We start from the raw sequence: 13,887 nt of genomic DNA, 5'->3' as shown, positions 1-13,887 counted from the left end.
TTCCCTACTTAGGACCCACACATTTCACAATCGTCTGGACCTGCATTTTTAGCTAATTCAATCATCGCTCTGTACTCTTCAGAACTCATCTCCGCTTCCACAGCTACTGGAGCTACTTCCGGAGCTGGTTTTGACATCACTTCGACTGGTTCTACTTTTTTATCATTGTTCAACGTGAACTTAATCGCATCAACTGCTGCCTTCGTTCTCAAGTAATACATTCCGGTTTTCAATCCAGACTGCCATGCATAAAAGTGCATAGAAGTTAGTTTTGAATAATTGGCATTTTGCATAAACAAGTTCAATGACTGTGATTGATCTACAAAATATCCGCGATGACGTGACATATCGATAATGTCTTTCATCGACATTTCCCAAACTGTTTTATACAAGTCTTTCAAGTCTTGAGGAATATCTAAATCTTGAACAGATCCGTTATTTCTCATTAGTTCCTGTTTCATAGTTTCATTCCACAAACCAAGATCTACTAAATCATGTAATAAATGTTTGTTTACCACGATAAACTCACCAGACAATACACGACGGGTATAAATATTAGACGTATAAGGTTCGAATGCTTCGTTATTCCCTAAAATTTGAGAAGTAGAAGCAGTAGGCATTGGCGCAACTAGTAGTGAATTACGTACTCCGTGCTCCATTACTTCTTTTCTTAATGCTGCCCAGTCCCAACGGCCTGATAAATCTTCATCTTTAATATTCCAAAGATTGTGCTGAAACTCTCCCTGAGAGATTGGAGACCCTTCAAATGATGAGTACGGTCCTTCCACTTTTGCCAATTCCATAGATGCAGTTACGGCAGCAAAGTATAAGGTTTCAAAAATTTCTTGATTTAACTTTTTAGCTTCATCACCTGTAAAAGGCAAACGCAACATGATGAAAGCATCCGCTAGCCCTTGTACTCCAAGACCTATTGGTCTGTGACGCAGGTTAGAATTCTCTGCTTCTTTTACCGGATAGTAATTTCTATCGATCACTCTATTCAAGTTTCGAGTTACCCGTTTCGTTACGTTGTACAGCGCTTGATGATCAAAGGTACCGTTGTCCACGAACATAGGTAATGAAAGTGACGCTAGATTACAAACAGCAACCTCATCAGGAGAAGTATACTCCATAATTTCAGTACACAAGTTTGACGAACGAATAGTTCCTAAATTCTTTTGATTTGACTTGCGATTAGCAGCATCTTTATATAACATGTAAGGTGTTCCAGTCTCAATTTGAGATTCTAGAATCTTCTCCCACAATTCCTGTGCTTTAATTGTTTTTCTTCCTTTACCCGCTTCTTCATAGCCAATGTACATTTTCTCAAACTCCTCACCATATACATCGTATAACCCAGGACATTCGCTGGGACACATTAAAGTCCACTTTCCGTTTTCCTGAACTCTTTTCATAAACAAATCAGAAGTCCACATGGCAAAGAATAAATCCCGTGCACGCATCTCTTCTTTTCCTGTATTTTTTTTCAAATCTAGGAAATCAAATACATCCGCATGCCATGTTTCGATGTAGATAGCAAAACTTCCTTTACGCTTACCACCACCTTGATCAACATAACGTGCTGTATCATTAAATACTCTCAACATAGGAACAATACCATTTGAGGTTCCATTTGTTCCACGAATGTAAGAACCTGTCGCGCGAACATTATGAATAGAAAGCCCTACTCCACCTGCTGATTGAGAGATTTTTGCCGTTTGTTTCAACGTGTCGTATATCCCGTCAATACTATCATCTTGCATAGCCAAAAGGAAACAAGAAGACATTTGAGGTTTTGGTGTTCCAGCATTAAACAATGTTGGTGTCGCATGTGTGAAGAATTTCTTAGACATTAGATCATAGGTTTCTAGAACCGACTCTAAATCATCTAAGTGGATCCCAACAGAAACACGCATTAACATGTGTTGTGGTCTCTCCACTATTTTCCCGTTTATCTTAAGCAAATAAGAACGTTCTAATGTTTTGAATCCGAAATAATCGTAATTAAAATCCCTGTTGTAAATGATATGTGAGTCTAAAAACTCCGCATTATCTTGAATTACTTTATAAACGTCATCAGCAATTAACGGAGCGTATTGTCCGTTTCTTGGATTCACATATTCAAACATTTCGGTCATTGTTTCCGAAAATGATTTTGTTGTATTGGAGTGCAGGTTTGAAATCGCGATTCTCGCTGCTAATTGTGCATAATCTGGATGCGCAATAGTCATCGAAGCTGCTGTTTCCGCTGCTAAATTATCTAATTCTGACGTAGAAACCCCATCATAAAGTCCTTCAATTACTCGCATCGCCACTTTAACGGCATCCACTAAATCATTCAAACCATAACATAGTTTTTTAATTCTATCTGTGATTTTGTCGAACATTACCGGCTCTTTGTGGCCGTCTCTTTTTACTACGTACATACTTTTGTTGGTTTTTAAAACAGTAAATCCCTTCGCTGTTTCTTGTTATTTGTTATTTAATTTTGGCCACTAAGGCGCTTAGGCACAATGTATTTATGCTTCAGTAATTTAGCTCCACTTGTCGAATAGACGCGAGGAATCAAAGTTTAGATTATTATAATTTTTCTGCTAAAACTAAGCTGACAATTTAATTTGGAGTTTAGTTGCTTTGCTTCTAGAAATTAAAAATCAGCGTCAAAAGATATTTTTTGGGCTTCTCCATCAGTATTCATAACTCCTGACTTTTGATATTCGGCCACTTTCTTTTCAAAGAAATTTGTTTTCCCTTGAAGAGAAATCATATCCATAAAATCAAATGGATTCGTAGTATTGTATTCTCTTTCGCAACCTAGTTCAACTAATAGTCTATCTGCAACAAATTCTAAATATTGTGTCATCAAGACAGCATTCATACCTATCAAACTTACAGGAAGAGATTCTGTGATGAATTCTCTCTCTATATTCAAAGCATCAACAATAATGCTTCTAATTCTGTCTTTAGGCACTTTATTAATCAAATGATGGTTGTGCAAATGGACCGCAAAATCACAGTGTACTCCTTCGTCGCGAGATATTAATTCATTGGAAAATGTTAAACCTGGCATCAAGCCACGCTTCTTTAACCAATAAATGGAACAAAAAGCTCCTGAGAAGAAAATTCCTTCAACGGCAGCAAAAGCGATTAATCGCTCTGCAAACGAATCAGATTCTATCCATTGTAATGCCCAGTCTGCTTTTTTCTTTATAGCTGGAAAAACTTCCAACGCATTAAATAGTTTGTCTTTTTCAGCTTCGTCTCTTACATAGGTATCTATCAATAGTGAATAAGTCTCACTATGAATATTCTCCATCATAATTTGGAAACCATAAAAGAATTTTGCTTCAGCATATTGCACCTCGTTAACAAAGTTTTCTGCTAGGTTCTCATTTACAATTCCATCCGAAGCTGCAAAAAAAGCTAGGATGTGTTTCACGAAATATCTTTCATCATCATTTAACTTATTATTCCAGTCATTCAAATCTTGAGACAAGTCGATTTCTTCTGCAGTCCAGAAACTAGCTTCCATCTTCTTATACCATTCCCATATATCATGATGTTTAATAGGAAAAATTACGAAACGATTTTTATTCTCTTGTAAAATTGGTTCAATTTGTGACATTGTTGTTGTTTTTTTTTTGAGATTTTAACGAATTCTTGAGTATTTCGTGGTTTACAAAGATTGTAAAATATTGCCATAATTAAAAGCCAAACTTATCCACAATTGGCCATAGTTTTGAACAAACATTAAAAAAGGTAAGATTTTTCATAAAACTACAAACGATTTAAAATCAATGTTTTACATTTTACAATCGCTACTAAAGCACTGTAAAACATAGGGATTTAAAAACGGAGCACGATAAAAAAGATTTGAGTTTTCTTAGAATTATTTTTTCATCCCCTCGGCTACTTTTTCAAGTTCTAAGTACCAGTCTTCGCCAAACCTTCTAACCAGAGCTTCTTTGACAAATTTGTATACGGGAACTTCAAGTTCTTGGCCTAAGGAACAGGCTGGATCACAGATATCCCACTTGTCATAATTGACAGCGGCAAATTCAGTGAAGTCTTTTACACGGACTGGATATAAATGACAGGAAACAGGTTTTTTCCAGTCTATTACTCCTTGATTATAAGCTTGTTCAATCCCACATAGAGCTGTTTTACCGTCATAAATGACATAAGCGCAATCTTGGTCGTCAATTAGTGGCGTTTCAAGTTCGCCATCTGTGCCTACTACCGAAGTACCTTGAGATTCGATAACTGCAATACCTTGCTTGCGCAGGAACGGCTTTACTTTTGGATAAATTTCTTCTAAAATTTTTGTTTCATCCTGACTTAGGGGTGCTCCGGCGTCACCGTTAACACAACAAGCGCCTTTACAGGCTGTTAAATTACAAACAAAATCTTTGCTTAAAATATCTTCTGAAACGATGGTCTTTCCTAATTGAAACATTATTGTGGGGTACTGTGATTATAAAGTACAAAGGTAGTCAAACTGAGAGAAAGCCTATCTGTTAAATGTTGCTTTTTATATACACTGGAAAATATATACCGCAGCCGTTTTTCAATTTCATCTTATCGATTGCTACAGATTATTACTCCGAAGGAAATCTTAGTTGAATTCGTACTTAAGGAAAATAATCACATTCGGAAATACTTTTATTTTTACCAAAACTCAACACTGTAAACTAAGAATACCAATAAAAACCAGACGATCAAGCAAAGCATTAGGAACATGATTACTCTTAAAATAGCACTGTTTAATCTATTTGCAATCAAAATTGATATCCGTCTTGCTTTATCATGAAGTCGAAACTGAGCAACTGGAGGCTAAAAAGTGACTTTGCTACCTATCGTAAATGCAAAATAGACCAATTGAATTATACTATTTTCGCATTACAGTGAAAAATCACGGCAAGCCATTCGTAGCAAACCAGATGCTTTGGACTAACACAAAAATTGGCTTGATGCAGCATCCCATTTTATTATTGTTGTCCTACTCATTGGTAGCAATTTTTAGAAGGTGACTACTATGATGATAGACTTTTTATCCAGTTTTATCCAGTTTTATCCAGTAAAAGCCACCGTTGTCTTGCGCCCTCAAAAACGGTTCAGGCAATTCCCCCTTTACGATGCTAACAACAGACCAATTGCATTAGTTCCAAGAACAATACGGATTACTTTTTACACTACCTACGACCTCAAATAAATTCTATAAATAATTGGATTGCCATCGCTTTGAATATCCGTTTACCTCGTAGTAATCTAAAACCATTTCCTAAAATTATAAGGATGTTGTGAAAAGACAGCGTGACGTTTATTGGTAGGACTTTTGTTGTTATCCTTGTCTCTACAGCTGTTAAATTATTCAAAACTAATGTTAAAGGTTTGTTTCTCTACTGATTTTTTTTATAAATTTACTGCCTAATGTAGCCTGTGAATCTGATCTGATTTTTTAAGACATATTTTTTAATTTAATATATTCCTAATACATCTCTTTTACAATTCAGGCAAAAAAACCATATTATGAAAATCTTTACTAACATACTAGTGTTTCTAGCGCTGGGACTTATTATTTTCAATATCACATTGCTAGATTTTAGTCATCCGTTTCAGGGAGACAGCATGGTAGCATTTATTGGAATTGGAGCTTCATTTTGCGCTGTTTTAATTCTTTTGATTTTTAGAATGTCTAAAAAACTTGAAGAAAAAATGAACGACAATCTATAACTATGTTTGACGTTCTAATTATTGGCGGAGGGGTTTCCGGAATATCTTGTGCTCTTGTCTTAGGTTCTGCTAAAGATAAAAATTTTGCAACCGATAAAGAAATTGGAGTTTTCACTCATCAAAAATCATCTTCACTCCAAGAAGCTGTTTTTAACAATGCATATGGGATCCCTATAGGAGCATTGGGCTCTGATTTGTTAGTACAAAGCACCGAACACTTATCCCACCTCTACCCTAGTATCACTCAAATACCAAAAGAAAAAATCTTGCGAATTGAAGGGCAATCCCCGGACTTTACGATAACGACGAATAAAAATACGTATAAATCTAAAATAATCGTAGTTGCTATTGGCGCATCAAATACTTTTTCAATAGATGGGTTAATGTCTTTTGTCGAACCACATCAAAAATCATTGCCGGAAAAACAAAGAATCCAATTGCACAATAATGATCATAAAGTGACTGAGGGCATCTACGTAGCAGGAACTCTTGCGGGATGGAGAAGTCAACTTTCCATTGCGGCGGGCAGTGGTGCTGCAGTAGCTACAGATATACTTACTCTTTGGAATAACGGTGTTCAGACCCACATTCACGATAGTATTAGATAAGGCTCACTTAATTATGCGGAAATAATGGTAATTTTATCTTTTTTATAAAACAAATTATGTTGTCATAAATAATAGGATTAACCAGACTATTCCTTTTTATCTTCTCTATTTCTTTGCTATCTATTCTTTTCTATTTAGTCAGTTTATTTTGGAGTAAAGAAACAACTTCTCGAAATGCACTGCTGTTTCGTGATTTTATAATAAGAATACTTAACTATCTGCTTGGCATCCGTCTTCCTATTTATGGAAGTCCTCCCGGCAGTGCATGGGCTGATTGTAGCTAATCACCGCTCCTATTTTGACCCCATAGTGACGTTGCATCACCGGCACACCTTTCCTGTACGAAAAAAAGAAGTTGAATCATGGCCTCTCATAGGATATTTGTGTAAAATTTCAGGAGTAATTTTTGTTGATAGAAAAGATCCTGAAAGCAGACAAAACACCTTTGAAAAAATTAAAGAAGCGCTTAATAAAGATATTCTGTCATCAATTTTCCTGAAGGAACAACAGATATTTCACCCACTACAATCGCCTTTAATTACGGATCATTTGCAATGGCTACAAAGATTAAAGCAGATGTAATCCCTATTGCAATGGACTATAAGGTAATAACAGATGTATTTGTTGACGATGACACATTCCTCTCTCATTTTATAAAATATTTTGGAAAACGCAGCACTGAGATAAAATTGACGTATTTTGATCCTTTATATTCTGATGATGTCGAGTTTCTGTTGCACACATCGAAAGGTTTAATCGACAACGAACTAATTCGTTATCGAGAAGACTGGGACAACTTAAAAAAGGAAGTAGGAGTTAAAAGATAGCCGTATTACATTGCAATACAGTATTCAAGGTTAGAAACCGCAATTGCTTTTTGTTATGCGCTTGAATATCCTATTTAAAAACTGCCTTAACCATGGCATCCTCTTTTAAAATAATTTCGTAATACTTACTTTCTCCATACAATTGTCGGGCAAATTCAGCTGCGAGATAACGCTTCACTATGGCTTTGTTTTTCGATAAATTAATATCTAATCCATTTTTCAGAAGGAATTTTTGAAAAGTGTTAAAATACACATCGGTCGTGTCCATTTTATCTTTAAACTGTATAAATGACAACCCCTTAAAAGTAATTCTACTTTTGTCCAATTGCTCGAAAACAAAATTTACCACGATTCCAGACTTCATCAAGTACACTGTATTTTCATTGCCATGCTCTATTTCGAGTGGAACAAAAATATCCGGAACAATACCGCCGCCACCATAAACGATTTTCCCTTTCGGTGTTTTGAATTTTAAACTGTCTGCTACTTTAATACTATCTTTTTCGTATAATTCACCGTTCTCAAAACGCTTTTCCGACTCATTAAAATATTCTTCATTCCCTTTGATGTAGGGCTTTTGTATTGAACGCCCTGTGGGAGTGTAATATCTCGCGACAGTTAATCGAACCGCAGAACCATCGTCAAAATCCATTTCACGTTGTACCAGCCCTTTCCCGAAAGAACGACGACCTACAATGGTCCCCCTATCATTATCTTGAATCGCCCCTGCCAGAATTTCACTCGCCGAAGCACTGTTTTCACTTAGCAGTACAAATACCTTTCCCGTTTCAAAAGCGCCTTTTTTAGTCGCAAATGTTTTTTGTATTTTACCTTTTTTATTTTTGGTAAAAACAATTAATTGCTTGTCTTTTAATAATTCATCAGCAATGTCGATTGCCTCTTCCATATAGCCGCCTCCATTATCTCGTAGATCAATTACAAGTGCTCTTGCTCCTTCCTTTTTTAATTTGGACAACCCGTTTGTGAATTCTTCAAAGGTGGTTTCTGCAAAACGGTTGATTTTTATGTAGCCGGTACTATCATTTAAAAGTACTGCCACATCGACACTTTTTAAAGGAATAACCCCTCGCTTTATTTTGAGTTTTATTTTCTTATCAGCAGATTTTCTATAAATAGTAAGCTCCACCACAGAACCTTGTTCTCCTTTCAATTTCGAAAAAAGACTGTCACTGGGTAATTTACGTCCAAACAATTTTGTTTTATCGGCATATAAAATTCTATCCCCTGCCTGTATTCCTGCTTTAGCCGAAGGACCATTCTCAATAGGTCTGATAATTGCCACAGAATCTTTGTACATATAAAAATTAACACCAATCCCCACAAAGTCGCCTTTCATGCTCTCGGCAACCTGGATTTGTTCACTTGGAGAAATATAGACAGAATGCGGATCGAGATGACTTAGAATATTGTCAACTGTAATATTTACAATAGAATCTGTGTTTATGTTATCGACATATTCATTGTCTATAAAGTCAATCAGCTTATTAATTTTAGTTTTAGAACTGTTTTCTACCAAAAAATGATTTCCGTTGACAGCATTTAACCACCCGCCAATCAGGATTCCTAGCGCAAGAGTTGCACCAATAAGGATGGGTAGGTATTTAACGTTAGTTTTCATCTATTCTTCTAATATTGAAATATGATCAACAATCACACCAGCTTTTATTAAAAACTGAATCCCAGAATCATCACGGTATCCTTTGTGATACACCACTCTTTTTATTCCGGATTGATGTATCAACTTACTGCACTCTTTACAGGGCGAAAGCGTTATGTACAGCGTGGATCCTTCACAAGACTGCGTGGATCGTGCTACTTTTAGGATAGCATTTGCTTCCGCGTGTAAAACATCCCATCGTGTCAGGCCTTCATCATCCTCACAGCAGTTTTCAAAACCGCTTGGCGTTCCATTATATCCGTCTGAGATTATCATGCGATCACGAACGATGATTGCCCCTACTTGCTTTCGTTTACAATAAGACAAACTACCCCATTCAGTAGCAATCCTAAGATAAGCCTTGTCGTATCTATTTAATTTTTTTGCTTCCATTTTATCTCGTCCAAATTTCATTTTCGATTATCATCGGTAATACTACCCCTATTATAAATGCGGACATCACCAAAGTCCAATCCCTTTTAGAAAATCTAAAAACAGTTTGTACAATATACGATATAATCAAGACTATAAAAACCACAATAATTTGTGCTGCTTCAATTCCTACCGCAAATTCTGCTAAAGGCAATATCTTTGAAGTAGCGCTTCCGCCAAGGATCGCCTTAAAATAATTCGAAAATCCTAATCCGTGTACAATACCAAAGAAAAGAGTAACAAAAAAATTAAATTTATACTTTCTTTTTTATTTGACTTACCAGCGGTAAACAAATTAAAGAAGGCAGTAATCAATATGGTAATTGGGATTAACAATTCGACTACATTTACTTTAACGGCAATAATCCCGAATACAGAAAGCACTAAAGCCATTGTATGACCTATCGTAAAAAGCGTGATTAAAAGTATGATTCGTTTCCAATCTTTAAAAGAAAAGGGCACAACCAGCGCAATCAGAAACAAAACATGATCGTAAGCACGAATATCTAAAACGTGCTTTAATCCTATTTGAAAATAAATCAAAAATTCTGACATAGCTCCTATGATTATAGTTGATAAAGGGAGTGTAAACTTACGATTTATTTTGAAAACGATGGAATTGAAGACCCAAATCCTACATTTATATTTTAATAAATTACAGCCATAATTATAAAATAAAATTTAAAACCAAAATAATTTATTAGTTTAAAAAATAATTTATATTTGCAGCAATAAAAAATAAAATTAATTATGTCATTTTCAGATTTATTTGATAGCGAATTCAAACAAAGAAACAAAGGTCACTTTTCGTCGATAGTTAGATTAGCATTAGCAGACGGTTTTTTTGCTCCGGAAGAAAAAGAATTTTTAGACAAATTAGCCATTAGGCTTGAAATTTCTTCAGCGGAATATGAAGAGATTTTAGAAAACCCTTCAAAGTACCCTATCAACCCTCCTTATTTAAATTCAATGAGGTTAGAGCGTTTGTACGATTTAGCCAGAATAGTCCGTGTAGACCACCTTTTAGGTGACACCCAAGAAGTTATGCTGAAAAAACTGTGTCTAGGAATAGGTTTCACGCTACAAAATGTAGACGTAGTTGTCGCTGAAGCACTTTTATTAGTTGATAACAAAACAGATATTGATGATTTCGTTTCTGAAATGGCAAAACATCTATAAATTTTAACATCCTAGAAAACACATAATATTACCATAAATAAAAAGAGCCCTAAAAATTTAGGGCTCTTTTTATTTCTTTAGTATTTGCTTAGTTTTGCTTTGTCCATAAAGTCTTCTGCTTTTAAAACCATATTGTAACTACCACAGAAAAATGGTACCCGTTCGTGCAATTCAGTTGGTTGAATTTCCATTATTCGTCCAAATCCATCTGATGCTTTTCCACCTGCCTGCTCTACAATAAAAGCCATTGGATTGCATTCATACAACAAACGTAGTTTGCCCTTTGGCGCTTTAGTACTTGTTGGGTAAATGTAAATTCCGCCTTTAATCATATTTCTATGGAGATCAGAAACCAGACTTCCTATGTAACGGGAAGTATAGGGCCTGTCCTCTTCTTCTGATTGGCAATATTTAATGTAATCTTTAACCCCTTGTGGAAAGTGCACATAGTTACCTTCATTGATGGAGTAAATATTCCCATCTTCAGAAAACTTCATATTAGGGTGTGATAAGTAAAAAGTTCCAATTGCAGGATTTAACGTAAAGCCATTCACGCCATGACCAGTTGTGTAAACGATCATAGTGGAGGTCCCATAAATTACATACCCTGCAGCAACTTGACTTGTTCCAGGCTGTAAGAAATCATCTATAGTCACGGGAGTTCCAAGTGGAGTTATTCTTCTATAAACAGAAAAAATAGTCCCTAACGAAACGTTCACATCTATATTAGATGACCCATCAAGTGGATCCATTAACACAACATATTTATTATTGTGACTATTGTCGCTCCCTTCAACAGTAATAAAGTCGTCATTTTCTTCAGAGGCTATCCCACATACAATTTCACGGTTTATTAATGTTTGAATAAAAGCTTCATTGGCATAGACATCTAATTTTTGCTGGTCTTCCCCTTGAATATTTTGTATCCCGGCATCACCTATTATATCAACAAGACCCGCTTTATTTACTTTATAATTGACCACCTTGGCTGCTAATCGAATAGAGTTGATGATTCGGGATAATTCTCCTGACGAATATTGAAAAGCATTTTGGTTTTCAATAATAAATTCCCCTAGGGTTTTGTTGCGTTCTTTCATTACGACATCGTTGTAGTTAATTTGAAGTCACAAATATCGCTTTTTTTGTGAAAATGAATTGAATAAAATTTACTTAGTTTGTCACTATTGTATATTTGCTGATATAATACCTAAATTACGAGTCTAAAAAACTTTAATTTAATTTTTTGACCTTTAAAACACGAATTTATGATTATTAGAAAAGGAACCCCCGAAGATATGACCGCTGTTCTCGAATTAATTCAAGAATTAGCCAATTTCGAAAAGGAACCAGATGCCGTATTAATAAATGTTGATGATTTAATTCGCGATGGCTTTGGCCCTACTCCTCTATTTCATGTGTTTGTCGCTGAAGTAGAATCGGAAATTATTGGAATTGCTTTATACTATTATCGTTACTCTACCTGGAAAGGTAAAACAATACATTTAGAAGACTTAGTGGTCAAAGAAAAAATGCGCGGCACAGGAGCTGGTTATGCCTTGTATTCAGAAATTATCAAACAAGGTAAAAAAGATCAAGTACGCAGAGTGGAATGGAATGTTCTAGACTGGAATACTCCGGCAATTGATTTTTATGAAAAGTCCGGGGCCAAAGTACTTAGAGATTGGTATGTGGTACAAATGGACGAAGAAGGAGTCAATCAATTTGCTGAAAACAAGCTAAAGAAATAAAGTTCCATTTACACCGCTGGAATTTAGAATTTAAAAAATTGGAATTTTTATTATTATGAGAGTATTCAAATTTGGAGGTGCATCTGTAAAAGATGCTGAGGGAATCAAAAACGTTTATAATGTTTTACAACGAGTAGGTTATGAGGATGTTTTATTAGTTGTCTCTGCAATGGGGAAAACCACAAACGCTCTTGAAGTCGTTATAAAAGATTATTTCGACAAGTCTTCATCATTACAATCCTCTGTTCAAGAAGTAAAAAAATACCACAACCATATTCTATTAGATTTGTTTGAGGATGATACCCATTCTGTTTTCACTGCTGTGAAAACACAGTTTAATGATCTCGACTATTTTTTAGCACACAACAAATCCCCAAACTACGATTTTGTTTATGATCAAGTCGTAAGCTATGGCGAGTTGATATCGACCACTATTCTTGCCCATTTCATGAATCATATGGGTATAAACACCCAATGGATTGATGTTAGAAACTTCATAAAAACAGATTCTAATTACAGAGATGCCACAGTGGACTGGGATCTTACCCATAAGAATATTTCGAAAAATGTTAAAAGAAAAACATTAAACATTACCCAAGGGTTCTTGGGTTCTAATGAAAATAATTTCACCACAACATTAGGGCGTGAAGGTTCTGATTATACGGCTGCCATTTTTGCGTATTGTTTGAATGCTGAGAGCGTCACCATCTGGAAAGATGTTCCGGGTGTTATGAATGCTGATCCCCGCTATTTTGAGAATGCCAGTTTATTGAATCAGATTTCGTACCGTGAAGCCATTGAATTAGCCTTTTACGGCGCAACGGTTATCCACCCAAAAACTTTGCAGCCTTTACAAAGAAAGGAAATACCCTTGTATGTAAAATCCTTTATCAACCCCTTATTAAAAGGAACAAGTGTATCAAGAGGAGTAAATCTCGAGCCTTATTTACCTTGCTTTATCGTTAAAAGAAACCAATTATTAATTTCGCTATCCTCCATAGATTTCTCCTTTATTATGGAAGAGAACATCAGTGAAATATTTTCTTTATTCCATGAATTTAAATTGAAAGTAAATTTAATTCAAAATACCGCTATTAGCTTCTCGGTATGTGTCGAAGATAAATTTGACAATTTCAACGAGTTAAATGCTATTTTATCAAAAAAATTCAAAGTAGATTTCACACCAAATGTAACTTTATATACGATTAGACACTTTAATGACTCCGCTGCCCAAACAGTAGAAAATGGTAAAAAGGTAGTTTTAAAACAGATCAGTACAGAAACGATGCAAATTGTGACCAGCGAGTAAGGTATAATACTCTAAAAACAATAAAGGAAGCTCGAGCTTCCTTTATTTGTTATTTAAAAGATTTAATCGTGGTTTCAAGATTTCTTTTTCTCGCGCGGCACTATCTTTTCCACTATGATTTTATTATTAAAGCTGCTATACTTATACAAACTATTAAATATATATTTTTAATTTCATTTCTTTAATATTAAGTTTTGCCGATTTTGTAAATTAGGAAGTAAAAAAAATGCTGCTGCACCAATTATTAAACTGATTAATAAGATAATATAAGGGCATAAAAATTTTAAAAATTAAATTATCTACAGATCTTAATCATACCAATACGCAATAACACCAAGTGCCGCACCTATAAATAAGCCAAAATAAAAAACTT

14 protein-coding genes and 1 pseudogene are annotated in these 13,887 nt (G+C 35.1%); 8 read left to right on the top strand and 7 right to left on the bottom strand.

What is annotated here, in order from left to right; genetic code table 11:
• Window positions 1–8: 8 nt before the first annotated feature.
• The 3 genes from A3SG_RS0105570 to A3SG_RS0105560 all read right to left on the bottom strand — a co-directional run bounded on the left by A3SG_RS0105570 (window position 9) and on the right by A3SG_RS0105560 (window position 4,456).
• On the bottom strand, window positions 9–2,426 hold the full coding sequence (locus A3SG_RS0105570) for a ribonucleoside-diphosphate reductase subunit alpha (protein ID WP_016989034.1): 2,418 nt from the start codon (window positions 2,424–2,426) through the stop codon (window positions 9–11).
• 221 nt (window positions 2,427–2,647) lie between these two features.
• Window positions 2,648–3,625, bottom strand: a complete 978-nt coding sequence (locus A3SG_RS0105565; protein WP_016989033.1) for a ribonucleotide-diphosphate reductase subunit beta — start codon at window positions 3,623–3,625, stop codon at window positions 2,648–2,650.
• Window positions 3,626–3,889: 264 nt separating this feature from the next.
• Complete coding sequence (locus A3SG_RS0105560; protein ID WP_016989032.1) at window positions 3,890–4,456, bottom strand: DUF3109 family protein; 567 nt, start codon at window positions 4,454–4,456, stop codon at window positions 3,890–3,892.
• A 579-nt stretch (window positions 4,457–5,035) separates the two neighbouring features.
• Between A3SG_RS0105560 and A3SG_RS21515 the strand changes: the two genes are divergently transcribed.
• The 5 genes from A3SG_RS21515 (at window position 5,036) to A3SG_RS20715 (ending at window position 7,168) form a co-directional block, all read left to right on the top strand.
• Complete coding sequence (locus tag A3SG_RS21515) at window positions 5,036–5,212, top strand: hypothetical protein (RefSeq protein ID WP_157485322.1); 177 nt, start codon at window positions 5,036–5,038, stop codon at window positions 5,210–5,212.
• Between the two features lie 317 nt (window positions 5,213–5,529).
• Window positions 5,530–5,733 (top strand): hypothetical protein, encoded by a 204-nt coding sequence (locus A3SG_RS0105555; RefSeq protein ID WP_016989031.1) that lies wholly within the window; start codon window positions 5,530–5,532, stop codon window positions 5,731–5,733.
• A gap of 2 nt (window positions 5,734–5,735) precedes the next feature.
• A complete protein-coding gene (locus A3SG_RS0105550) occupies window positions 5,736–6,341 on the top strand; it encodes an FAD-dependent oxidoreductase (protein ID WP_016989030.1) in 606 nt (201 codons plus the stop codon).
• Window positions 6,342–6,584: 243 nt separating this feature from the next.
• Window positions 6,585–6,923: a lysophospholipid acyltransferase family protein gene (locus A3SG_RS19210; RefSeq protein WP_029596630.1), complete on the top strand. Its 339-nt coding sequence runs from the start codon at window positions 6,585–6,587 to the stop codon at window positions 6,921–6,923.
• On the top strand, window positions 6,896–7,168 hold the full coding sequence (locus A3SG_RS20715; protein WP_016989029.1) for a hypothetical protein: 273 nt from the start codon (window positions 6,896–6,898) through the stop codon (window positions 7,166–7,168). The genes A3SG_RS19210 and A3SG_RS20715 overlap by 28 nt, the downstream gene beginning before the upstream one ends.
• A 70-nt stretch (window positions 7,169–7,238) precedes the next feature.
• On the opposite strand, the gene A3SG_RS0105535 is transcribed toward A3SG_RS20715, so the two are convergent.
• The 3 genes and pseudogenes from A3SG_RS0105535 to A3SG_RS19205 form a co-directional block, all read right to left on the bottom strand.
• Complete coding sequence (locus A3SG_RS0105535; protein ID WP_016989028.1) at window positions 7,239–8,807, bottom strand: S41 family peptidase; 1,569 nt, start codon at window positions 8,805–8,807, stop codon at window positions 7,239–7,241.
• Window positions 8,808–9,239: a deoxycytidylate deaminase gene (locus tag A3SG_RS0105530; protein ID WP_029596629.1), complete on the bottom strand. Its 432-nt coding sequence runs from the start codon at window positions 9,237–9,239 to the stop codon at window positions 8,808–8,810.
• Window position 9,240: 1 nt separating this feature from the next.
• Window positions 9,241–9,833: pseudogene (locus A3SG_RS19205) on the bottom strand (HupE/UreJ family protein).
• 195 nt (window positions 9,834–10,028) lie between these two features.
• On the opposite strand from A3SG_RS19205, the gene A3SG_RS0105520 reads away from it, so the two are divergent.
• Window positions 10,029–10,457 (top strand): fructose 1,6-bisphosphatase, encoded by a 429-nt coding sequence (locus tag A3SG_RS0105520; protein WP_016989026.1) that lies wholly within the window; start codon window positions 10,029–10,031, stop codon window positions 10,455–10,457.
• A gap of 77 nt (window positions 10,458–10,534) precedes the next feature.
• On the opposite strand, the gene fbp is transcribed toward A3SG_RS0105520, so the two are convergent.
• Window positions 10,535–11,554, bottom strand: a complete 1,020-nt coding sequence (gene fbp / locus A3SG_RS0105515; protein WP_016989025.1) for a class 1 fructose-bisphosphatase — start codon at window positions 11,552–11,554, stop codon at window positions 10,535–10,537.
• A 168-nt stretch (window positions 11,555–11,722) separates the two neighbouring features.
• Between fbp and A3SG_RS0105510 the strand changes: the two genes are divergently transcribed.
• Complete coding sequence (locus A3SG_RS0105510) at window positions 11,723–12,205, top strand: GNAT family N-acetyltransferase (RefSeq protein WP_016989024.1); 483 nt, start codon at window positions 11,723–11,725, stop codon at window positions 12,203–12,205.
• Window positions 12,206–12,260: 55 nt separating this feature from the next.
• Window positions 12,261–13,514, top strand: a complete 1,254-nt coding sequence (locus A3SG_RS0105505) for an aspartate kinase (protein WP_016989023.1) — start codon at window positions 12,261–12,263, stop codon at window positions 13,512–13,514.
• Window positions 13,515–13,887 lie beyond the last annotated feature (373 nt).

The organism is Flavobacterium sp. ACAM 123, from assembly GCF_000264055.1.
Classification (GTDB): Bacteria; Bacteroidota; Bacteroidia; order Flavobacteriales; family Flavobacteriaceae; genus Flavobacterium.
This window is presented reverse-complemented; position numbering and strand designations above follow the sequence as displayed.

Excerpts from the sequence above, each read along its gene's own strand:
- A3SG_RS0105570 (WP_016989034.1), bottom strand. The coding sequence starts at position 2,426 with ATGTACGTAGTAAAAAGAGACGGCCACAAAGAGCCGGTAATGTTCGAC.
- A3SG_RS0105565 (WP_016989033.1), bottom strand. The coding sequence starts at position 3,625 with ATGTCACAAATTGAACCAATTTTACAAGAGAATAAAAATCGTTTCGTA.
- A3SG_RS0105560 (WP_016989032.1), bottom strand. The coding sequence starts at position 4,456 with ATGTTTCAATTAGGAAAGACCATCGTTTCAGAAGATATTTTAAGCAAA.
- A3SG_RS21515 (WP_157485322.1), top strand. The coding sequence starts at position 5,036 with ATGATGATAGACTTTTTATCCAGTTTTATCCAGTTTTATCCAGTAAAA.
- A3SG_RS0105555 (WP_016989031.1), top strand. The coding sequence starts at position 5,530 with ATGAAAATCTTTACTAACATACTAGTGTTTCTAGCGCTGGGACTTATT.
- A3SG_RS0105550 (WP_016989030.1), top strand. The coding sequence starts at position 5,736 with ATGTTTGACGTTCTAATTATTGGCGGAGGGGTTTCCGGAATATCTTGT.
- A3SG_RS19210 (WP_029596630.1), top strand. The coding sequence starts at position 6,585 with ATGGAAGTCCTCCCGGCAGTGCATGGGCTGATTGTAGCTAATCACCGC.
- A3SG_RS20715 (WP_016989029.1), top strand. The coding sequence starts at position 6,896 with ATGGCTACAAAGATTAAAGCAGATGTAATCCCTATTGCAATGGACTAT.
- A3SG_RS0105535 (WP_016989028.1), bottom strand. The coding sequence starts at position 8,807 with ATGAAAACTAACGTTAAATACCTACCCATCCTTATTGGTGCAACTCTT.
- A3SG_RS0105530 (WP_029596629.1), bottom strand. The coding sequence starts at position 9,239 with ATGGAAGCAAAAAAATTAAATAGATACGACAAGGCTTATCTTAGGATT.
- A3SG_RS0105520 (WP_016989026.1), top strand. The coding sequence starts at position 10,029 with ATGTCATTTTCAGATTTATTTGATAGCGAATTCAAACAAAGAAACAAA.
- fbp (WP_016989025.1), bottom strand. The coding sequence starts at position 11,554 with ATGAAAGAACGCAACAAAACCCTAGGGGAATTTATTATTGAAAACCAA.
- A3SG_RS0105510 (WP_016989024.1), top strand. The coding sequence starts at position 11,723 with ATGATTATTAGAAAAGGAACCCCCGAAGATATGACCGCTGTTCTCGAA.
- A3SG_RS0105505 (WP_016989023.1), top strand. The coding sequence starts at position 12,261 with ATGAGAGTATTCAAATTTGGAGGTGCATCTGTAAAAGATGCTGAGGGA.